Annotated in this window: 14 protein-coding genes and 1 pseudogene; 9 read left to right on the top strand and 6 right to left on the bottom strand. The window is 36.4% G+C overall.

The genetic code is table 11. The features are described from left to right. Positions 1 to 55 precede the first annotated feature (55 nt). The gene (locus tag QSJ37_RS16225) at positions 56 to 1,114 is read left to right on the top strand and encodes an SIR2 family protein (RefSeq protein WP_285756234.1); all 1,059 of its coding nucleotides are present in this window, start codon (positions 56 to 58) and stop codon (positions 1,112 to 1,114) included. Continuing rightward, entirely contained in the window at positions 1,111 to 4,092 is a 2,982-nt protein-coding gene (locus QSJ37_RS16220; RefSeq protein ID WP_285756233.1) for a hypothetical protein, read from the top strand. Before QSJ37_RS16225 ends, QSJ37_RS16220 begins: the two co-directional genes overlap by 4 nt. A gap of 216 nt (positions 4,093 to 4,308) precedes the next feature. On the opposite strand, the gene QSJ37_RS16215 is transcribed toward QSJ37_RS16220, so the two are convergent. After that, positions 4,309 to 5,208 carry an HNH endonuclease gene (locus tag QSJ37_RS16215; protein ID WP_285756232.1) on the bottom strand — a complete coding sequence of 300 codons (900 nt, stop codon included), beginning with the start codon at positions 5,206 to 5,208 and terminating at the stop codon, positions 4,309 to 4,311. Positions 5,209 to 5,853: 645 nt separating this feature from the next. Here QSJ37_RS16215 and QSJ37_RS16210 point away from each other — a divergent pair. The 5 genes from QSJ37_RS16210 to QSJ37_RS16190 all read left to right on the top strand — a co-directional run bounded on the left by QSJ37_RS16210 (position 5,854) and on the right by QSJ37_RS16190 (position 14,281). Continuing rightward, entirely contained in the window at positions 5,854 to 8,025 is a 2,172-nt protein-coding gene (locus QSJ37_RS16210; RefSeq protein WP_285756231.1) for an McrB family protein, read from the top strand. Between the two features lie 9 nt (positions 8,026 to 8,034). Beyond that, positions 8,035 to 10,098 carry a DUF2357 domain-containing protein gene (locus QSJ37_RS16205; RefSeq protein ID WP_285756229.1) on the top strand — a complete coding sequence of 688 codons (2,064 nt, stop codon included), beginning with the start codon at positions 8,035 to 8,037 and terminating at the stop codon, positions 10,096 to 10,098. Between the two features lie 1,520 nt (positions 10,099 to 11,618). Then, entirely contained in the window at positions 11,619 to 12,674 is a 1,056-nt protein-coding gene (locus tag QSJ37_RS16200; protein WP_285756406.1) for an energy-coupling factor ABC transporter permease, read from the top strand. 38 nt (positions 12,675 to 12,712) lie between these two features. Beyond that, a complete protein-coding gene (cbiQ, locus tag QSJ37_RS16195; protein ID WP_285756228.1) occupies positions 12,713 to 13,522 on the top strand; it encodes a cobalt ECF transporter T component CbiQ in 810 nt (269 codons plus the stop codon). After that, positions 13,523 to 14,281, top strand: coding sequence for an energy-coupling factor ABC transporter ATP-binding protein (locus QSJ37_RS16190; RefSeq protein ID WP_285756227.1), 759 nt, complete (start codon positions 13,523 to 13,525; stop codon positions 14,279 to 14,281). It begins immediately after the preceding gene. Positions 14,282 to 14,546: 265 nt separating this feature from the next. On the opposite strand, the gene QSJ37_RS16185 is transcribed toward QSJ37_RS16190, so the two are convergent. The 3 genes from QSJ37_RS16185 to QSJ37_RS16175 all read right to left on the bottom strand — a co-directional run bounded on the left by QSJ37_RS16185 (position 14,547) and on the right by QSJ37_RS16175 (position 18,707). After that, the gene (locus QSJ37_RS16185; RefSeq protein ID WP_285756225.1) at positions 14,547 to 15,200 is read right to left on the bottom strand and encodes a potassium channel family protein; all 654 of its coding nucleotides are present in this window, start codon (positions 15,198 to 15,200) and stop codon (positions 14,547 to 14,549) included. A gap of 31 nt (positions 15,201 to 15,231) precedes the next feature. Next, positions 15,232 to 16,572 (bottom strand): TrkH family potassium uptake protein, encoded by a 1,341-nt coding sequence (locus QSJ37_RS16180; RefSeq protein ID WP_062677533.1) that lies wholly within the window; start codon positions 16,570 to 16,572, stop codon positions 15,232 to 15,234. Positions 16,573 to 17,321: 749 nt separating this feature from the next. After that, the gene (locus QSJ37_RS16175) at positions 17,322 to 18,707 is read right to left on the bottom strand and encodes an L-cystine transporter (protein WP_285756224.1); all 1,386 of its coding nucleotides are present in this window, start codon (positions 18,705 to 18,707) and stop codon (positions 17,322 to 17,324) included. 296 nt (positions 18,708 to 19,003) lie between these two features. Between QSJ37_RS16175 and QSJ37_RS16170 the strand changes: the two are divergent. Then, positions 19,004 to 19,456 (top strand): annotated as a pseudogene (locus QSJ37_RS16170) (RNA polymerase sigma factor); the annotation flags it as partial. A gap of 176 nt (positions 19,457 to 19,632) precedes the next feature. After that, positions 19,633 to 19,821, top strand: a complete 189-nt coding sequence (locus QSJ37_RS16165; protein ID WP_012749164.1) for a hypothetical protein — start codon at positions 19,633 to 19,635, stop codon at positions 19,819 to 19,821. A gap of 64 nt (positions 19,822 to 19,885) precedes the next feature. On the opposite strand, the gene QSJ37_RS16160 is transcribed toward QSJ37_RS16165, so the two are convergent. Further along, positions 19,886 to 21,409 carry a succinyl-CoA:acetate CoA-transferase ScpC gene (locus tag QSJ37_RS16160; RefSeq protein ID WP_285756223.1) on the bottom strand — a complete coding sequence of 508 codons (1,524 nt, stop codon included), beginning with the start codon at positions 21,407 to 21,409 and terminating at the stop codon, positions 19,886 to 19,888. A gap of 308 nt (positions 21,410 to 21,717) precedes the next feature. Further along, positions 21,718 to 22,365, bottom strand: a complete 648-nt coding sequence (locus tag QSJ37_RS16155) for a LytTR family DNA-binding domain-containing protein (protein ID WP_285756222.1) — start codon at positions 22,363 to 22,365, stop codon at positions 21,718 to 21,720. Positions 22,366 to 22,578: the final 213 nt, after the last annotated feature.

Genomic DNA, 22,578 nt, shown 5'->3' with positions numbered 1-22,578 from the left:
TTAAATGGAATTAATATCCAATCTATGCTATTAATTTATAATTAGGTGATTGCTTATGAACTTGGAATTTGATCGAGAAAAAATAAAGAATTATGTGTTTGAAACCCTTACAAGCTCTCATCCCATTTTAAAAGCATTGAAAAACGGTAAGCTTATTATTTTTGTTGGAGCAGGAATGTCTGTTCATCTAGGAATGCCAAGTTGGAGGGAATTTGCATTAAAATATCTAGAGTTTATTTACAAAAACAAACAAATGACTTTAATGGATTTTAAAACAAAGGAAAGTTTGAAAACAGAGGATACCAAGAAATTGTTATCTATCTGTCAATATATCGCTAAGAAAAATCTATTAGAGAAGGAGCTTGCTGAAGAATATAAGTCATGGTTTATGACAAATAAAAGTGATGTGTTAAAAGGAAGGTTATATGAAAAATTATATAGACTAAATGCAATATATTTAACAACTAACTATGATAATGCATTGGATTTGATTGCTGAAGATTATAATGAACCAATTGTTTCTGATAACACTAATGATAGTAAGACACACGATAATGGATTAAAAAAAGTGTATTATGATATTAGTGAGTTTAATAAGGATATTCTTAAACCCCAAAACGTAATTCATGTTCATGGAAGTATTCGTGATATTTCAACAATGGTTATATCTTATGGCGACTATATTGAAAGATACGGGAGAAACGGCAAAATAGATAACAGATTAAGTGAAATTTACTCTCAATTCATGTCGGAAATTTTTAACGAAAAGGATTATGTTGTTTTATTTATTGGATATGGATTAGAAGAAATAGAAATACTTCAATTTCTTTTTGAAGGGACAACAAAGAAAGACCATAGGCCTCACCCAAATAGTAGATATTTAATCTTACCTTGTTATTCCGATGATTATCTTAAAGTAAGTTACTTATCAGATTATTACAAACATAATTTTAGTGTTAATATTATTCCGTGCGATATTTCCGAAAAAGGTTACGATATATTGGAAGATGTGATAGATCACTTACTTGAGTTATCTAAAGGTTCTTACGAAGAAAAGAATGAGGTTGCTGAATTAAGAGAGGGCTTAAAAGCCATTGAGGAGATGTTTTTATGAGCCAATTTACTGAAAAGGAAATAAATGCTCTTGAACATGTTTTAAAACATAAGAATTTAGAACCGTATTTTTTTGAAAAATTGATTGAGAAAAGGGATGTTAAATGGCTAGAATTATTAAAAATTAGGGGTTTTTTCGATAAAACAAATATTCCAATACTCTCTGAAGCAAATTACATAGAAGAGTGGAATGTTTTAAACTATGTGATATCGATAATGGATGACGTAGTGAAAAATAATGATGATGAAAATATCTCATATATTTTGAGGATTCTTTTACAAGCTGCCGAAGTATCAAAGAACTATAGAGTTTTTTATCAGTCTATTGATATTATTAAGCGTATACCTCTTTCCAAAATTTCTGATGAATATTTAAACACGTTTTTAGATTACTGGTTGAGTTGTGAGTTTGGAATTGACTTTATTTTGGACCAAATTGAGTCAGAAGTATTGCCATATGTAGCATCTGATTCAGAAAAAGCTTTACTCACATTTGAAAAATTTTTAGAAGCAGGTATTAGAAATATTTCTCAATACAATTATGTATTAAATGATATTTTGGAAAATAAAAGGCTCTTATACAAAGTATTCTGTATAGATCCTAACAAAATATCTGAACTATTCATAAGACTATTGGAAAAAGAATCTTTTGTTCAATCTTCAACTAGAGAGATTGGAGATTACTCTGTTTCTATTCAAAATATTGATGACAAAATATTTAAGATATCTTGTAATGGCAATGCTTTTGAGAAAGGCTTTGAGTCTAGAGAAAATGATATAAATTTTATTATAAATAACTTAAAACCAATGATAGGTAATGTAAGTGATCAGCATTTGAATAGACAAATTAAACTCTTGTATGGTGATTTATTTAACAAATATGCATTTGAATCGATTTTTGATATAAAAGATTATATATTTGATGCTCATCATTACTTAATTGAGTTTATTAAGGTTTGTTTAACCGAAACTACTCTAGAAAAAGACTTACTAGTCCATATAGTAATACGAATGCTCAAAAGTAATTATGACATCATAAAAAAGCTTTCCATTTTTGTAATTGTTCAAAAGTGGAATATATTAAAATGCTCTTTCTTGAATTTGTTAGAAACAGAAGTTGATTTATTTGATTACATATTTAGAAGCTACATTTTTGATGATGAGACTAAGCATTTATTTGAATTATTAAATGACGAAATCGATATGAAGTACATTATGATATTAGATGATATTATAAATAAAAATGAATACATCTTCATAGAAAGAGACGATCAATATTATGATCTAAAATGGAGGCAGAAACGTTATCAAGCCTTACGAAACGTATCTTTCTTTCGGAAAAAATTAATTGAAACTAAACAAATCACAGGTGTGGATACTGAGCTTTATCCACCAATACGATCTACGGGCGTTCATTGGATAGAACAAATGTCTCCATATTCAAGTCAAGAAATAATTAAAATGCCAATAAATGAATTAATAACTAAAATGAAGGGGTTTAGAGAGACCGAAGTAATTTCTGATGATTTTAAAGAAATTTCTTATAGGGGATTTGGAACAGAAATAAAAAATGCTCTTATTAGTTACCCTGATTATTTTATCAATGACCTTAAAGAATTTAATGAGTTACAGTATGAATTTATTTACTATTTACTAGATGGATTTAGTGAGTTAGTGAAACAAAATGTTGAACTGGACTATAGAAAGGTTATAGAGTTTTTAATTTTGTACACTGCTGAAGAGGACTTTTGGAAAGATAAATTCCGATTTGAAGAAGAAAAAAATTATCTTATGACCCATATAGGTGTCTTAAAGAAAGGCTTTGACTTCATCATTGATCTAGTATCTAATGATAAAATTAATTTTACAAAAGCACATTGTGATTTGATCATTAATTTTATGAGTGCCTGTTTGGGAAAAATAAATTTTGCGCTTATTGAGAATCATTTATTTAGCAATAATGATATTTCGTTTTACTCTTTGAATTCTTTAGGGGGAAAGTATGTAACAGCTTTGCTTGAGCTAGCATTAAAAATAAAAAGAGTAGATTTACCTAACTATGAGTTGATCTGGGAGAAAAACATTAAATTTACTCTGGAACACCTTATGAATAATTTTTGTATTGATAGTTATATTATCTTCGGTGAATACATTGCAAATTTTTCATATGTTGATGAAAAATGGACAAAAGAGAAGTTAAAATCTATAAATCCTGATCATGAGATGTGGCAATATTTGATGACAGGATATCTTAGTTCGAGAGTGATTTATTTTGATTTTTATCAATTAATGGGAGAGAATTATTGTGTTGCTTTAGAGTATAAGAATTTTATTGACAAAAATATTAAAGAAAAATTGGGACATCATATTATAATAGGCTATATTAACGGTTTTGAAGAAAAAACAGGAAATCTGTTAATGCAAAAATCATTGGAGATATGGGATGTAGAAATTATTGAAACAATGATAAGATATTGTTCTAACATTAGGGTTGAACAACTTGCCAAGGGAGTCTCAAAAAGTGATGCTGAGAACAGAATTCTGGAATTTTGGAACAAATTAATTGATAAATACTCTAAAGGGAATTTCAAAGCCGGTAAAGAAGATAACAAATTGATTCAAGAGGCAATTCATCTTATTAATAATTTTTCCATAATTGATGAATCAATTTTTAAAAATTTGACCTTTAGTTTTAAATATTTGTTTAATTCTTATAAGTCACGTTATGTTGTTGATTATTGTGACCGTCTAATAAATAATAATCATAATCAACATAAGGAGTTGATAATATCTTTAATTTTTGAATTCTTGAATCAATTGGTTCCTTCTTATCCAAAAGAGAAAATTAAAAACTTGTTAAATTATTTAAAAGAAAACAGGGAATTCCAAAAACTTGAAGTTATTCAGTATGCATATTTAACTAAGGCTAAGAAATCTTTTGTAGTGGATTATATATCCGATATTTTAAAATCAGTTTAGTTGTTGAGTTAAGTCCGTATAATTGTGCAAAAAGAAAATTAGAAAGAGAGCCATGTTGTGTCCCTTTTTGTCCCACGTCAATGATGTTGCACAGGTGATTGGAGAGCGATCAGAAAATCGGTCCGCTGTTCAAATACGTCCTGAATTAAATCATCGAAGAAGTATTAAAATGAAAAACCGCAGCGTTGCCTCATTGGCAGCACTGCGGTTTTTCTCTTACTGGCGATGCTCATTTCCTCCGCCCCAAAGGGAACGGCCGCCTGTATGTCCAGTTTGTTCATGAATGTCTTCATCGACTAACTGTAAAAGGCCAGGTTCTTCGTTATGATGCCAAGTATAGCCTTCTGGAGTTTGTCCATTGGCAAGAGCTTGTACATCAGTTTGCGATAATTCTAATTGGTGGGCAAGGCTTGGATCCTCTTGAATCGCTTGATACAATGTATCGTTCGCCAGTTTAAAATGGACCTCATCGCTTTCTAAATACAAATCTTCGGCAATAATAACGTTGAATTTAGAATCAAAAACGGGAAATGTGCCTTCAACCACTTGTCCGTTTGGCAGTTTCACCGTTTTTTCAACAAATGGCACACCTGTTTCCGGATGCTCATACCCGTCTAAGTGATCGTTTATGGTTTCGATATCTTCCGCTTCTACAATATCAGCTCCATCTATCACATCGACCATTCCGATCGCAAGACTAGAAACAGCAACGACTTTGCCGAGATTTTTCAATCCTTTTAACGCCTGCTCCTTATCACCGCTTGTAAATCCTTTATATGCAGTCCCCACATTAGTAACGGTGTATTTTAGAGCTGTGCTGATTCCTTTCATTGTTTTACCAGCGGAATCTGTTAGATCGTGTAATCCTTTTTGTTTATAATAGTCGTCCTTTTTTATAACTCCGTATGTGCCTTGAACTGCTCCATCTATAAACTGACCGAAATGGGCCAAAGCTATTTTCGAGGCGACTTGAACGTTATCGCCCACTTCCTGCAACCACTCACCAGCACCTTGCCATTTGCTGCTGACAGCTTTGCCTACAACCTTAACTGTACCACCGATTACACTTCCACCAACCGTTCCAATTCCTTTTCCAATCGAACGAAACAACCCCATCGCCATTCTCCTCTGTGATTAAAGATTTATTCCTTCTCTTAAATAAAGAACTTCTAACGTCTAAATTTTATTTCCTTCCTAATAATACCGTATTGGCAACCTCTTCCGAAACGGTCGTGCCAATAGCTCGTTGGTCCTCGATGACGAATTTGCGTTAGTTAGTTAACATATCCACTATTATAGTCACAAAGACTTATTTGATAAACAGCATTATATTCCTAAATAAGTTGGGGTTTAAGTCATTTGCGAAAAGAGGGGAGTTTCAAGAAACATGGCAGAGGAAAATGTTTCTTTCGCAGAGACGAAGCATCTCGATCTTGTTCTCTCTTGGAACGAATCAGATGATTTTATTTGAGAGGGTGCTAAATGTGAGAGGATTTAGGAATATAGGTCGATTTGTTGTTATTGGACTTTTGTACTAAAATAGTGGTTGTAAATTATGGTAGTGATAGTAACTAAGAAATTGGTGGATAGAATTGAATAGATTAAAGCTCTACTGTTAATGGAGAAGTAAGAAAAGTACATAAATAGAAGTTATTTATACAAATGGCAGACTGAGCATTATATCAGGCAAAAGAAACATTCAAGGGTCTCAACCAATAGTTTATGTTTGTTAGGAAGAAGTAGTTATGGGGAGGGATTGTTATGACGGAAATAACAGAAGATAAAGAATTACTGAGTTATGTTGACTCGTTTCAGGATATGCAAAATTTCTTACTAAATGAAGAGAATATAATCGATATTGATGTGATTGAAAAAGTAATTTTATTTATAAGGGAAGGGACAAAGAATCGAAGAAAGAAAAACTTTAAAACATATTTTGAGAACATAGAGATGAATATTGATACGATAAAAGGTTGGGTTAATATTCTTGAAAAGTTAAAAGATGCGATTAAAAATGAGGAAATAGGCTCTATAAAGGATCTAAAGAATCATTTGATCTCGCAAGGAATACTTAAATTTAATCAAAAATATCTAGATACTTTTTCTATTAGTGGGCGTCAAAAGTATTTGAATTGGCTTAATAATCAGATCGGTGATTTAAAAAATAAATTGTTAGAAGCATATCGTAATAACTCATTAAATAGCGAATTGGTTGGCGAGTTTGTAACTGAATTTAAAAAATATCTAAATGGTAGATTATTATTAAAGATAGTAAGTATAGATACTAAACAGATCATAGGAGTACCGATTCATTTAAATAAGAATGGGGATGTTGAAATGTTACCCCATCCTTTTCTAGATTCTGAATGGGAATTGTCACGTTCGATCGACACATTAAAGGATAAGGAACGAATAAAAGTGGGGGATATTGTAGCTGCTTATTTTACTGATAACAAAAGTGAACGATATATCCATACATTGTTGTATGTAGATTTCGATGGAGCAGAAATTCTTCCACAAACATTACAGCAGGCACTCTCAGAATTTGTTGACAATGAATATATTGAACAATATATGGAGAAAATCCGTAAAATCTTTGGAATAGATGATAAAAACGGTGAACAAATCGCAACATTAATAATGCAAAAATTATTAGATATAAATAGTGATATACGTCAAAAACTGTTAGAAGAAAGAGATGAAATAAGAAAAGAAAAGGAAAAATTGTTAATGGAAGAAAAAGAACTCGATGAAAAGCGTAGAGAATGGTATCGTATAATGAAAAAAATTGATGAAATGATCGAGATTGAAGAGCAGACCACCCCAAATAAAAATGAGACTTATACAGTGATCGAGTATGAACCTGAACAATTTATCTCGCATTTACAATCATTATTTTATTATAATGATGATCAACATTTAATCTATAAGGAAGAGATTATAAAAACTTTTATTTATTCTTTACAAGCGAATATCTTAACGTTACTTGCTGGGCCATCAGGAACGGGGAAGTCCAGTATTGTCCAAGCTTTGGGAAGAGCAGTTGAAAATGTAGAAGTGCGTATGATACCAGTGCAATCTAGCTGGACTGATACACAAGATTTGTTGGGATATTTTCATCCGATAGATAAAACGTTTGTTCCCACTCCGTTTATGGAAGCACTGGCTGAAGCGGCGCAGAAACAAAATCAATCAAAACTGTTTTTAATCTGTTTAGATGAAATGAACTTAGCTCATATTGAATACTATTTTTCAGAGATCTTAAGCGCACGTGAGCAGAAAACACCAGCACTCAATTTATATCCAAAAAGGTATTTGGAAATTGCAAAGCTTATTTTAAGTGATGAAAGGTCGAGTGTTGAACAACGAAAAAGTGCTGAAGAATTAATAAGGTTGTATCCACCTGTATTTAAAATACCGGAGAATGTCCGTTTTATTGGCACGTTAAATATGGATCATACTGTAAAACCACTAAGCCCAAAAGTGATAGATAGAAGCTTTATAATTGAAGTGGGACACTTGAAATCTGATGAAAAAGAAAAAATAAAAGAGAAGCTGAAACCGTTAACTGGAAAGATTAAGATGGACTATGAGACATTTACATCACCGTTCCTAGATGATACAGCTGTAAACGATGCGGTTGAGAAGATTAAAAAAATATCAAATTTACTTGAAGATTACCCTAATGCTTCACTAAATAGTCGAGGAATTAAACATGTTCGTAACTTTTTAAAATATGCCAAAAATAAAGAGGAACAAGAAGAATTAATTGATTGTATTATTTTAGGAAAAATTCTACCTAGAATTGAAATAAAAAGATCAGAATTCGACAAGATTTCTAATAAAGTCCTAAACGAATTAAGTCCTTATTCACGATCTTATCAAAGATTAAAGGTTATGTTAGAGGCAAAACACACAGTGACGTTTTGGTAGGTGGAAAAGGTGAAGCTTTACCATGTCGCAAAGGAAAAAGAGCGATTAGTGATCTATGATGAACTTCAATTTGACGGAAGTACGTATTTTACTTGTGAGTATAACAAGATTAAGAAAAGAATGACCCAAATTGGTGTTTGTGTTGAGAACGCAAGTCGAGTTGTTGTGAAACAATTTGATGTAGAAGTTGCCGGATTAACGTTCGATGAGGAATCCGGTATTTGGTATCACAAGGAAAAAGAATGGATGGAAGACGGCTTTCCTAAAACAACAGACAGTATCTTTGGGATTAATGCAGGCGGCAGTTTTGATGTTATTGCGTATGATGAAGATGGTAATGAGATAACGAAAGCCACAGTCATGATTACTCCTGGAACCATGTCTATCGAAGAATATCAACAAATGCAACAGGAAGTTCGAAGATTATTTGAATTGTTCTCCTATGATCTTGCGCAAATTGATTATAATGATCAGAATTATTTGAGAAGAATACAAATGCCTCTTTATCCACAACAACAATTTCAAGAACTATTTGATCAATTTTTCGACTGTTTTAATGAGGTTTTAAAAATGCCTGAACAAGAATTGATTCAGGTTGAAAAGAAAATAAATCTACATCAAGTAAAAAAGTGGACGGCTTCTATGATTATTGAAAATGAAATCAAAAAAAATGGAAAAGTCACAGCGCCTATAAGTGAGAAAACAACAGATATAAAAGAACATCGTATGATTCGGTTTATGGTAGAAGAGTTTCAGCAACGAATCAACATGGAGTCAATGGCTGAACAGGAACAGTTGAATTCGTTGAAAAACGAACTGCAACAACTAGAAGAAGTCGAAAAGATGGAGCAGTCTTCCTCTTTGGTATCAAATTTTCGTAATCTTATAGAAATTGTGCGCTCCGATTGTGAGAAGTTAAAACGTAGAATTGATGCTTGGGAAAAAATGAGAATTAAGGTTGGTGAGCTACTGAACCGACCTTTATTGCAATGCGAGCCACAAGTCATAGAAGAGACGCATCTTTTTCGCATGCATCCTGTTTATAGTGAACTCTATTCCATTTATGTTGCATATGAGAATTTATCCCCTAGTTTATCGGAGACATTTCGACTTTTTATTCAGTCAATAATAAAGTCGCCAACACTTTATGAGATTTGGATTTTATTAAAAATCATTGAGCAAATGAGTCAATGGGGTGTAAATCCGAATGAATTTATTAAAGATGTGCAGGAAAAGTACATAAATCAAAAAACGATTAGCGGATATAAGAAGCGATTTAGATTAGTGGACAGGCCATTTGATATCGTACTTTGCTATGACTATAAATTCGATGACACAGGATATAAACCTGATTTTGTTATTGGCTTCTATAATAAAAAGAAAAAGAAGTGGTACATGCATACGTTAGATGCAAAATATAAATGCTACAGCAAAATGCCGAGAGGGCGAAAAGCAATTCTAGATGATTTAGAACGTTCGGGAACTCGCTATTTAAATAATTTATTTCGTAATACACCCCATATTCATTTACAATCGGCTACGTTAGTTCATACTGATGTAGACTCGTTGAATTGGAATATTAAGCATCAAACGTTAAATCCAAGTGGTCATCAACACAAACTTGCGCATTTTTATTTCACTCCATCTCAAAATAAGAATTTAAGTATTTATCTGAAAAGATTGTTGCATGAATGTAGTCATTTTGAAAATTGTTGTCCAAAATGTGGAAGAGAAATAGAAGGAAAAAGGGAAAATGAAAAGAAAAGGGGGGAAGACAAATTAAGCTGGAAGACAACCTATATCTGTCAAGAATGTGAAGAGGTTTGGGTTGCTAATTTTTGTAGTTCTTGTTTTTACAATAACAGGGGGTTGAGAAGCACTACAATTAACGGCAGGATTTACAAATATCCAAGACCTCTTTATAAATATCCAACTAATAACTATAATCTACAAGTTAAAAATAATTGGGATGTTCACTGTCCAATGTGTAATAAAACTGCAAATCATCGATTATCTTTCAGTATACAAGAAGATATTTTAAAAGGAACAATTATTACCTGGATTCAAAGTTGAGATCAGAGCCATCCCGACCAATCACGCCCATCACTGAAGAATGGTGTGAAAACTTCATTTTTCAAATCAATGGTTTCTTCGTTGTGTAAGGGACTCGCCCCGATCAACCAAGACTGAAATCAACGATCATTGCATGGACACGTGTATCCATTTCGGGGATCAATGAGCAAGAATACGGGGAATTTCTTGGTTTGCAAATCGAAGCGACACGGTAGCGTGGCGCAGATGCACTTTCTTCGCAATGTTCTTGATGTCGCCCCAAGTAGATATGTGTGGATCGTTACGTGGTGCTTGTAAAACGTCTATAACCCTTCCGATATATGAATATTTAGCAATTAAGGGTATGTACGTACTATTCCGTGCATACCCTTTTTTTCACATATTTACAAAGGTTACAACGAATGATCCGTTTTTTCTCCCTTATCAATCCGTATAGGTTTTCTTTTGCGCGATGCTTGAACATTACCGGGGGCAAAGTAACTTCCCAAAAGAACCTCCCCGGTTTTGGAAACATGTTTCAATGTCATGGCTGATTTGGCTTGTTCCCAAATGTCCCTTCCTTATCAAAAGCGAATTAGGTGAACACTGCTACAAGTCCTGATGTCTGCGATCACCACTCGAGGCATGTAGAAAGTGTGGCGCGTTTAACGTTGAAGTTGTAGAGCATAAATAAACTCCTGTCAAAATAAAGTGGCGCAAAAAAGGGGGAAAGGCTTTAGGGGAAAAGGAAGAATCGTTTTCCCACAAGCCTTTTTCTTTTTTTATCCCAAAAGATTATTTGAACAAAAATAAAGTTTTAGCAGAAAAAATCGAAGCAAAAATCGAAAAAAGGAGCGATTCGTAAATGATTTTAATATGAATGGTAGAATGCGGGGTGGAGAAGGCTTGGATAGCAAGGGATTATTATTACTGAACGAAGACACATTGCGTCCAGCGAAGCTGAAAGTTGCTAACCGGTGAAAGTCTTGTAACATAACGTTCACTTGACCATTTTTGATAAGCCGTGATACGCTCGACTTGGAATCGAAACCATGGTTTCTCCAACAATAGGGTTATTTTAATTTTTTTGTAAAGTCCTGCGGTAATATGTCAAGTACCAAAATCAAAGGAATTTGAAATTCTAATCCGTAAAAGTTCTAAAAAACAATACTAAAGAAGCCTAGTAAAATTTATGTCCCAGCGCACTTGTTGATCATTCGTTTCCATGAGCTGCCTGGAAGCTGCTACTTTCAGCACGGGTTGCCAGAGGGAACAGCCTGCGGGTCAGAAGTTCAAACAATAGATGGGAAAACACACCTTTGATAGTAGTCAAAGTTCCGGGAGAGATAAGGATTTCCCAAAATGATCCTAAGACCATTATCTAGAGACATCACGGAAAATCCAACCCTAAAGATGAGATTTTTCGTGGAGGGCTAGCTCGCACTATCTGGACGAATTCTATGAAGTTATTAAAGAACAAAAATTTAACTGGAAATCATATTGAAAACGGATTCAAAAATACTATGCGAGGTGTGAATATTATGCACATGGCTGATGCCTTGATTTCACCAGCTGTTGGCGGAACTATGCTGGCAGCCACTGTTGGAGTTGCAGCTTATTCAATCAAAAAACTCCAGAATGAGATGGATGAAAAGAAAATTCCTTTAATGGGAGTTATGGGGGCATTTGTTTTTGCAGCACAAATGATTAATTTTTCAATACCAGGTACTGGTTCAAGCGGACACCTCGGAGGAGGAATGCTGCTTGCCATATTATTGGGTCCTTATGCGGGATTTTTGACGATGGCTTCGATATTGTTGATACAGGCATTGTTCTTTGGTGACGGCGGATTGCTTGCTTATGGCTGCAACGTATTTAATCTTGGTTTTTATACCTGCTTTATAGCATACCCTTTAATATATAAATGGTTTACACGTAAAGGGTTTACTTCCAAAAGGATTTTTGCAGGTTCAATGGTTTCAGCGCTCGTTGCTCTCCAATTGGGGGCTTTTAGCGTTGTCCTTGAGACTCTTTTATCAGGAAAGACCGAATTGCCTTTTGAGAAATTCGTACTGCTGATGCAGCCGATACACCTTGCGATTGGGGTAGTTGAAGGGCTGGTAACCGCAGCAATTGTTACTTTCGTATGGAGAGCCAGACCTGAAATTTTGGAAAAAGCAGCGAATGGAGAAGCCCTTGGCAATATATCCATGAAGAAACTATTAACAGGTCTTTCCATCGCAGTAGTTGTGGTTGGCGGGTTGCTTTCTTGGTTTGCTTCCGCAAATCCTGACGGCCTGGAATGGTCTATCGAAAAAACAGCAGGTACGACAGAACTGAAAGCTCCTGATGGCATTCATAAAATACTCTCTGAAATTCAAAGCAAAACAACATTATTGCCTGATTATAACTTTAAGGCAAATGAAGGTGAAAATAAAGAAAAACCAGCTACAGAAGCTGAAAATGCATGGCCTGCTGTTAGTTCCGGAACAAGTGTTTCGGGTATAGTAGGAGGAGCATTGACACTTGCATTGGCCGTATTTACGGGTTGGATCATCATTGCGGTTAAAAGGAAAAAGGGAAAAATTACGACTTAATTGTTTAATTATTAGTTTTTTAAGAGGAATTGATTTAAATGGCGAACATGATAAATTCATTATCTAATATGAGGCTTCTGGATGACCTGGCGCGGAAAGAGACCTTTATACACAGAATTCATCCGCTAATAAAGCTGCTGACCACAGTCGTTTATTTGACTGTGGTTGTGTCATTTGAAAGATATGAAATAAGCGGTCTTTTGCCTTTTATTTTTTTTCCTGTACTAATTTTTGCCTTTGCAGAGATACCAGTTGCGCCAATTCTAAAAATGATATTGCTTGTTGAGCCTTTAATCATCGGAATTGGAATATTAAATCCATTGTTTGATCATTCTAAAGTGGTGCTTGGTGGAATTGCTGTTTCAAGAGGATGGGTTACTTTTTTATCCATTTTTATAAAATCCACTTTAACAGTGACAGCAAGCATTTTACTTATTGCAACTACGGGTATGGATCGGTTGGCCGCAGCTTTGCGGATGCTCAAAGTTCCTAAGATTTTTGTCTTACAGCTTTTATTAACATACCGATATATATCCGTGCTGATCGAAGAGGTTTCTAGGATGATGAGGGCGTATTCCCTCAGGGCGCCAGGACAAAAGGGAATAAAATGGAGCGTTTGGGGTTCTTTTGCCGGACAAATATTGCTAAGGACTTTTGAGAGAGCAGAGCGGGTATATCAGGCAATGAGTTTAAGAGGCTTTACAGGAGAGTACCATACCGGAGATATTTCAAAACTAAGCGTTAAAGATCTTGCCTATTTCACTGCATGGAGTCTGTTTTTTGTTATTGCAAGAATTTACAATATACCTGTATTGATAGGGTCATTGTTTACAGGAGTGATTCGATAGATGAGTCATCATAAAATTGAAGTAAGAAATTTGCATTTTTCGTATCCGGATGGACATGAAGCGATTAAAAATATGTCTTTTTCCATTCATCATGGTGAATCAGTAGGAATCATTGGTGCGAATGGTGCTGGGAAGTCTACGCTTTTGATGCTGTTGATGGGGGTTCTCTTTCCAGATGGCGGAGAAGTACTGGTAGGAGATGTTCGTGTAACAAAAAAGACATTACCGATGATACGCCAGAGATTGGGAATGGTTTTTCAAGACCCTGACGATCAATTGTTCATGACTACTGTTTATGATGACGTTGCCTTTGGACCACGAAATTATAAGCTTGAGGAGAAAGATGTGGAGAGACGGGTGATACAGGCATTGGAGATGGTTGGAATACCTCATTTGAAAGACCGTGCACCCTATAAACTATCAGGTGGGGAAAAGCGATCTGCCGCAATTGCATCCGTTTTATCCATGCAACCTGATGTATTGATCATGGATGAGCCAACTGCAGGCCTGGACCCAAAATCAAGACGGAGAGTTATTGATTTGTTAAAAAGCTTTGAGCATACGAAGATAATTACCAGTCACGATTTGGACATGGTGTTTGAAACCTGTAAAAGAATTATTGTGATAAAAAAAGGTGAAATAGCTGCAGATGGAACTACAGAGGAGATTTTATCCAATGAGGAATTGCTAGATAGCTGTGGTTTGGAATTACCGCTTTCACTTCAAAATTGTCCTATCTGTGGAGCTTCAAAAGGATGATTCGGATACGCAATGAAGCCTATTGAACTTTACCAGTTTTGCAAGATAAGAAAATACAAAAATGTTCTTGTTCAACTCCCATGGAAGAACGAATTAACTTTCATCATCTGTGGTGCCGCGAAGCGACGCATGGGTTGGCTAACGGTTGGCGATAGTTGACCAGCACATAAAAAAAGACCGATTGATTTCGGTCTTTTTCTCCGGCCATTTTAAAAACAACCTACTTGAAACAATAATGCTTCAACCACTTTATTAAAAACCGTTTTTAGTCAAACTTTTCAAACTGGTCCAAATCTTTATTTTCCCCGATCACGACTAATATATCTCCTTCTTTAATGATTCGATCAGGCGAAGGGGAAATGCTTACTTTTCCATCGCTGATAATAGCGATGACCGTTATATTAAACCTTGCCCTGAGATTTAATTCTCTTAAATTTTTTTCGATCATTGACGGGGGGACTTTTACTTCTTTTATACTATAATCTTTCGCGAGTTCAATATAGTCAAGCACGTTCGGTGACATGAGCTGGGTTGCAACCCGCTCTCCCATATCCCGTTCCGGAAATACAACCCAATCAGCCCCCACTTTATATAAGACTTGACCGTGCCGTTTATTAATGGCTTTTGCCACAACTTTCTTGACCCCTAATTCTTTAAGGATTAACACCGTTAAAATGCTTGCTTGAATATCATCACCAATCGCTACGATGACAGCGTCAAAATTTCGAATGCCGACACTCTTTAATGCTTCTTCATCTGTTGAGTCAGCGACAACCGCATATGTAACATGATCTTTATATTCTTCAATTCGTTCTTCATTTCGATCAATGGCCAAAACTTCATTTCCAGCCTGGTGCAAGGTCGTGGCCAGACTAGAACCGAATCTTCCTAATCCGATCACAGCATATTGTCCTTTCATGTTCTTTCGTCCCCCTTTATGATATAAATTACTATCCGATCATAATCTTTCCCTTTGGAAATTTAAATGGATCCGGTTTTCGATGTAAAGTAACGGCATAAGCGATCGTTAAAGGGCCTACCCTTCCTGCAAACATGGTTAATATAATAAGAATTTTTCCGACAGGAGATAATTCAGGCGTTAACCCCATCGATAACCCTACTGTAGCAAATGCCGACGTTGCCTCAAACAAAATCATCAAAAAGTCTTTATTCGGTTCGGTTATCGTTAGAAGCATCGTTATCATCATGACAACAAATAAGCCGCTTACTGTTACGGTCAGAGCTTTATAAATCGTGTCATACAATATACGGTTTCGGAAAAAAATTACATCTTCTTTGCCCTTTATATTTGACCAAACCGCGCCTAACAGAGTAGCAAAGGTCGTCGTTTTAATCCCCCCGCCTGTTGATCCAGGAGATGCTCCTATAAACATTAAAAAGATGATGAGAAAGAGAGTCGGCTGCGTTAAATCCGGGATATTCAGTGTATTTGAACCAGCCGTTCTCGGTGTAACCGCTTGGTATAAGGATGCTAAAAATTTTCCTAATGGTGATAATGGCTGCAATGTTTTCGGATTATGATATTCCAAAATAAAAATAAGAATAGTTCCAAAAACAACCAAGATCGAACTCATAACAAACACGATTTTTGTATGTAAAGAAAAACGGCGCGTCTGACGGTACTCATATACTTCATTCATAACAATAAAACCAATGCCGCCCAGTGTAATGAGAGTACATACGACGAGAGTCACCAGCGGATCATCCACGTAGCCGGTCAAGCTTCTGAAATCACCCATTAAGTCAAATCCCGCGTTATTAAAGTTTGAGATGGCATGGAAAAAGCCAAAATAAATTGCTTTAGGCAACGGCATATCAAAGGAAAAACGAATCGCAAGCAAAATACCGCCAATCAGCTCGATAACGGCAGTAAAAATCAATATTCTTTTCACTAGCCGAACAACGCCATCAATTGACAAATTATTTAATGATTCTTTTATTAATAACCTTTCTTTTAATGAAATTCTTTTACCTAAGATCAAAGCAAAAAGGGTGGCAAAGGTCATAAATCCTAATCCGCCAATTTGAATCAGTGCTAGGATGACTAATTGCCCAAATAATGTAAACGTCGTACCAGTATCCACGACGACCAAGCCAGTTACACAAGTAGCAGAAGTAGCCGTAAATAAAGCATCTAACCACGGAAGCCCCTTCCCATCTACTGTTGCTGCAGGTAAAGTTAAAAGAAATGCACCAATAAGAATAATGAAACTAAACCCTAATACCAATATTTTAGGTGGATCTAAATAAAACATTCTTTTCTTATTCATGTTCTTCTTCCTTACTCCATTAATTTTTATTTTTTGAAATAAATGGTTATCATACCAAATATCACTCATTTAATAGTAGTATGTCTGATAAAGATTGGATATATTCTGATAAATTCACTAACACATCTTTTTATATTGCATTATATTGCAGTAAGCGCTGCGATATCAAAAATTGTGATGAACCCTGACCCCGATCCTTCAGTAACCTCCTAAAGAATCAAGCCAATCATGTGTTCTCTTTTAATGAAATATAAACGTTATCCACTAATGCTAAATTCCAAATTCTTTTGTTTCTTAAATACAAAAGGAGATAAAAGAATTCCTCCAACAAATCCACCTATATGACCAGAAATACTTATTCCGGGAATCAAAAAAGTCATGATAAAACCCATTTTTAAATTATAACTGCCTTTTACTACAACAAAAAGATCCTAACTTCCTTCATAAACTAAATCCACTCGTCAACCACTCATACCTCACTTTGCAGAACCACAGATTATGTAAGAAATTCTATTCTTCCCTATAATCTGTCGTGCCATGACATGTTTCAATTTTGTCGCAAACTGTTGAAGAAGTGCAACAAGCCATTATTATTATAAAACGGCATGGGTTCTGTTGAATACTGAACCCATACCGTAATTCTTTTGACAGATGCCAGTTCACCATATTCAGGCCTTCTTCTTTCATTTGCCGCGCAAGTGCAGCTGGCAGTTTTGACGTGGTGGGAAAACGGGAAACATATCCAAGCCTTATGCTTCTAGTTTTTGCGTTTCTCCGTTATAGATATTTAAATTCAATTCTTTAGTGATGCGGCTGGTGACTACACCGGCAGTCATGCTTCCGCTGACGTTTAGGGCAGTTCTTCCCATGTCAATCAACGGCTCTACGGAAATGAGCAATCCAGCCAATGCTACTGGTAGATTCATAGTCGACAGCACTAAAATCGCCGCAAACGTAGCCCCACCGCCAACGCCTGCAACCCCAAACGAACTGATGGTGACGACTAGAATAAGCGTCAAAATAAAGGCAAGAGAAGTTGGATCGATGCTGACGGTTGGCGCGATCATTACTGCAAGCATGGCAGGATAAATGCCAGCACAGCCATTTTGCCCAATTGACAGCCCAAATGAGCCAGCAAAGTTGGCGATGCCTTCCGGAACGCCAAGTGCGGTTGTTTGTGCTTTCACATTCAATGGAAGAGTGGCCGCGCTTGAACGGGAAGTGAATGCAAACGATAGTACCGGCAGCACTTTTTTTACGTAAGTAATAGGGTTTAGTCCCGCAAGCGCCAAAATTAGCAAATGAATGGCAAACATAATGAAAAGTGCAATATAGGAAGCGACGACAAATTTCCCTAGTTTTGCAATTGCGTCGATATCGCTTGTCGCAGTCACTCGGGACATAATGGCTAAAATTCCGTAAGGTGTTAAACGGAGCACTAACGTGACGATACGCATGACAATAGCGTACAAGGCATCCACTATTTTTTTGAACATTTCCGCTTGTTCAGGCTGTTTTCTGGCAACTCCTAAATAAGCAATGCCGACAAAGGCCGCAAAAATAACAACCGCTATGGTGGATGTGCTGCGTTGTCCTGTGAAATCTAAAAATGGGTTTGCCGGAAGCAGCTCGATAATTTTTTGCGGGAAAGACAGGTTTTGAATTTGTTCATATTTTTGTTCTAACTCCTGTCCACGTGCCTGTTCCGCCTCTCCTGAAGGAATTTCCATTGCCTCTAATTGAAAGCCTAATGAGGTCATGATACCGATGGAAGCAGCTATCGCCGTAGTGCCTAGTAATAACCCAATAATGAGCGTGGCGATTTTTCCTAAATTATTAGATATAGAAAGTTTGGTAAACGCCATAACGATAGAAATAAAAACTAATGGCATAACAATCATTTGCAATAGCTTTACATATCCTGTACCGACAATGTCAAACCATTGGGTGGAATGCTGGACGATAGCGGAATCAGCCCCGTACACTCCCTGCAATGCGAACCCAAAGACGATTCCTAGTCCAAGGGCAGTAAACACCCGTTTGGAGAAGGAAATATGTTTCTTTTGCATATAGGCCAAAACACCAATCAATAATAGCAATACAGCAATGTTGAGAATGATTAGGTAAACATTCACTGTTAATCCCTCCTGACACATAGAATTTTTAATGATTAAAAGCCGATATGTCAAGTAAGCTTTATTTATCGTATGGAAAAGTTTATAGGAAATTGCTATTGCTAATAAAAAAATTCATGAATGGCTATTAGATGTTTTTCTTTCTTTATTACAGAATTTATTAAGATTTTGTTATCGAAAACGAAAACATTTTGCTTTTTATCGGGGTATATAAAGTGAAAACAGCACTGAGGAGGTGGATGGAGAAGGAAATCATCCAAAGGATTCAGTAGGGGGATGAGAAGGCGTTTGCCGAGCTTTATCATTTATATGCGGAATACGCTTTAAGGGTGGCTATAGTAGTTACAAAAAGCAGGGCAAACGCCGCTGATGCGGTGCAAGAAACGTTTATCCGTGTGTATGATCATATTGACCGCTTCGATCCGGTCAAAGCGTTTAAGCCTTGGTTTTACCGGATTTTGCTCAATGAATGTAATCGACTAATGAAAAAACAAGCAAAAATGGTGGCGATGAGCGATTATATAGATGATTATGCGCGAATGGCTAATGTAGATCAGCATGCTCACGGAGAAAGCGGCCAGCAATGGAATGATGAAGTAGCAAAGTATTATCTTGTCGATAACGGCCAGGGAGGAACGTTCGTCATCGAGCAGCATTACTTTGTCGAAGCGAGCGAAGGACACGGAGCTAGATTTGACAACATGCTAAAGCAGTTTCAGGTGACGAAAGAGCCCGATAAACAACAATAACAATAGACTACTATAGCATTTGATGTTTGATGGGAGGGTATCCTGATAAAGGTTACCCCGCTTTTAAAGAGATTGCTTTTTTGTTCCACTATCCCCTACATTAAGCCGCACTTTTTTTCATCCAGTAAATGGAGTTGTTATCAATAAGTGTTAAAATAAAAGCAGGAGGTGATAAAATGGGATGGATTATACTAATCGTTGGACTGCTTCTCTTGGGAGGCATTATAGATTTTGTCGCCAAAAAAAGAAATATGAAAATAGATCCTGAAGAGGGGGCAAAGAATGCTTCAGATTCGGAGAGAATTTATGTAGAAACTTATATGCACAATACTAAACAAAATCATGAGAACAATCCTTTTTTATAGGATATGCGCGGTTTGATAAAAGAGGGGGTATCTTCGTGAAGATTCCCCCTCTTTTAATATTTTGTCATTGAGTTTGCAGTTGATATTTCGGTTCTAACATTGTTCCGTATTTTTCATAATTGATATGCCATGAGAACGCTTTTTCCAAGACGTGCGGTGTTTGGCCACCGCGCTTAAGCGCTTCCTCGAAGTATTCGCGCAACTGCGGACGGTAATCCGGGTGTGCGCAATTTTCAATGATAAGAGGTGCGCGTTCGATTGGCGCCAACCCGCGAAGATCGGCATAACCATATTCTGTGATAATCACATCCACGTCATGTTCGGTATGGTCAACGTGCGATACGAATGGAACGATGCTTGAAATAGCTCCATTTTTTGCAATGGATTTTGTCACGAAGATGGTAAGGCGTGCATTGCGGGCAAAGTCGCCTGAACCACCGATGCCGTTCATCATGTTTGTGCCGCGAACATGTGTAGAATTAACATTTCCGTATATATCTGCTTCCAAGGCTGTATTGATGGAAATGAGTCCGAGACGGCGAACGATTTCCGGATGATTAGAAATTTCTTGAGGACGAAGGATCAGCTTGTCTCGGTAAGCATCTAAATTGGAATACACTTGTTTCATTTTGTTTTGAGACAAAGTAATAGAGCAGCCGGAAGCGAACCGGACTTTTCCAGCATCGATGAGGTCAAACATGGCATCTTGAAGAACTTCTGAATAAACTTCTAAATTAGAAAATTCCGAATCCAATAAACCGTAAAGGACAGCGTTCGCAACAGAACCAATGCCTGCCTGAATCGGCGCTAAATTTTCAGAAAGTCGGCCTGCTGCGACTTCCTTTCGTAGAAAATTGATTAAATGATTCGCTATAGCAGCTGTTTCCGCATCTGGAGGCACAATCGTGGATGGAGAATCAAGTTGGTTTGTCAAAACGATTCCAATAATTTTATCTTCATCTACCGGAATACCAATTGTTCCGATTCGATCGTCTACTTTTGTTAAAGGAATCGGTTCGCGTTTTCCCTGGTTGCCGACTTCGTAAATGTCATGAAGTCCTTTTAGTTCTTTTGGTTGGGCTGTGTTCAATTCGACAATAACGTGTCGGGCTTTTTTCACAAAGATCGAAGAATTTCCTACGGAAGTAGTAGGGATAATCATTCCGTCTTCAGTTATCGAAATCGCTTCCACGATTGCGAAATCGATAGGATTTAATACGTCTGCACGCACTAATTCTGCTGTATGTGATAAATGTTGATCAATAAACAAGATTTCCCCTTGATTAATTTTTTTGCGCATAACAGAATCAGCCTGAAACGGAAGCCGTTTATTGATAATTCCTGCTTCTGCCATTGTTTTATCAATATCCGAGCCTAGTGAGGCGCCTGTATATACATTTACTTTTAAAGGTTGTTGTTTTGCTTTTTCAATCAGTGCAAAAGGAACTGCCTTGGCATCGCCCGCGCGGGTAAATCCGCTCAAACCGAGCGTCATACCGTCTTTAATCCATGAAGCTGCTGTTTCTGCCGTTACAATTCGGCTCCTTAAACGGGAATTACCGATTAACTCGGAAATTTGTTTATCCAATGATGCTCACCTCTTATTTTATTTTTTAAAATATTCTATCTATTTAGTTGTAAAAAATCATTCAAAAATGAATAAAAGGGCTTTATTTTCGACTAAAAAAGAATTTTTAATACATAAAGGAGAAAAAATAGAAAACCGATCAATAAACAGGGAAAATCATTGCACATGAATTGAAAGTGAAAAAGTTATGGAAAAGTAAGCTGTTTCCATAAATAAAGAGCTCACTTTCCATGAGCTCTTTAGAGAGATTGGCAAAAGGAAGGGGGCTGTATAGCGGAAGAAACTGTTTTGATGTGCAGTTACACACATTAAAAGCAGAGAAGCTTTCGAAAATGGCTTGCATATGTTTGGCTCACGGGTACTCTTGATCCGTCTTTCATCACCAATAAAAAAGTAGAATGCGAATCTGGGTGAATCTCTGTAATGTGATGAATGTTAATGATATAGGATCGATGACACCGAACAAATTTATCATCAGGAAGGGAAAATTCCAGTTCTGTTAAGTTGTATTTATGGTAGCCTTCCGCATAAGTCGATTTTACGAATGTTTTGCGATTTTGGGCTTCTAAATAGATCACGCTCTCGAAAGGAACAGGCAGCCAACGATCCATCACTCGGATCGTTAAATACGGCATTGTAATCAGCGGCTTTCTTGGCAATATGGCGGTAACGCAGCCTTTCGGGTTGCCATCATCTAAAATTGGGACGGATATCCCGAAATAAGGTACTCCAAAAACACGGCTATCTTTTTGCTCTGCGATTTTCCGTTGAACAGTCAAGGCTTTGTAAGTGACCGATTCCGGTTTGATTTTGTCTCCGGGACGAATTTTTAAATCAATTTGTTTGCTTGGTTGGTAATAAATATAGCGCTTATCATCCGAAATCACGAAAGAAGCTTCTTTAGGAAATAATTCATTCATTACTTTTGCAATCGAGGAAACAGTAAATCGGTCCATGTTACCACCCCTAGTGAACGATCTGCCACTTTACTTCGTTTGAAGCGAGGCTTCTGACGGCTTGTAGGTTTTTGCTAAAGGATGGAGACATACAAGCCCCCTTTACGCTTACTTTCCATCCGAGGCGTTCGTTTGAGCACATTATAGCATTATTGTTGCACGTCCATAAAGAGCGGATAAGGAAATCGATAGATGATGACAACAGTGCAGCAA

Source organism: Parageobacillus sp. G301, from assembly GCF_030268025.1.
Taxonomy (GTDB): domain Bacteria; phylum Bacillota; class Bacilli; order Bacillales; family Anoxybacillaceae; genus Parageobacillus_B; species Parageobacillus_B toebii.
Note: the sequence above shows the minus strand (reverse complement) of the source record. Positions and strands in the feature narration are given on the sequence as shown.

What these genes read in the sequence shown, in the direction of transcription:
- QSJ37_RS16225 (WP_285756234.1), top strand. Translation starts at nt 56, where the DNA reads ATGAACTTGGAATTTGATCGAGAAAAAATAAAGAATTATGTGTTTGAA.
- QSJ37_RS16185 (WP_285756225.1), bottom strand. Translation starts at nt 15,200, where the DNA reads ATGAAAGGACAATATGCTGTGATCGGATTAGGAAGATTCGGTTCTAGT.
- QSJ37_RS16220 (WP_285756233.1), top strand. Translation starts at nt 1,111, where the DNA reads ATGAGCCAATTTACTGAAAAGGAAATAAATGCTCTTGAACATGTTTTA.
- QSJ37_RS16210 (WP_285756231.1), top strand. Translation starts at nt 5,854, where the DNA reads ATGACGGAAATAACAGAAGATAAAGAATTACTGAGTTATGTTGACTCG.
- QSJ37_RS16215 (WP_285756232.1), bottom strand. Translation starts at nt 5,208, where the DNA reads ATGGGGTTGTTTCGTTCGATTGGAAAAGGAATTGGAACGGTTGGTGGA.
- QSJ37_RS16155 (WP_285756222.1), bottom strand. Translation starts at nt 22,365, where the DNA reads ATGGACCGATTTACTGTTTCCTCGATTGCAAAAGTAATGAATGAATTA.
- QSJ37_RS16165 (WP_012749164.1), top strand. Translation starts at nt 19,633, where the DNA reads ATGGGATGGATTATACTAATCGTTGGACTGCTTCTCTTGGGAGGCATT.
- QSJ37_RS16180 (WP_062677533.1), bottom strand. Translation starts at nt 16,572, where the DNA reads ATGAATAAGAAAAGAATGTTTTATTTAGATCCACCTAAAATATTGGTA.
- cbiQ (WP_285756228.1), top strand. Translation starts at nt 12,713, where the DNA reads ATGGCGAACATGATAAATTCATTATCTAATATGAGGCTTCTGGATGAC.
- QSJ37_RS16200 (WP_285756406.1), top strand. Translation starts at nt 11,619, where the DNA reads ATGCACATGGCTGATGCCTTGATTTCACCAGCTGTTGGCGGAACTATG.
- QSJ37_RS16190 (WP_285756227.1), top strand. Translation starts at nt 13,523, where the DNA reads ATGAGTCATCATAAAATTGAAGTAAGAAATTTGCATTTTTCGTATCCG.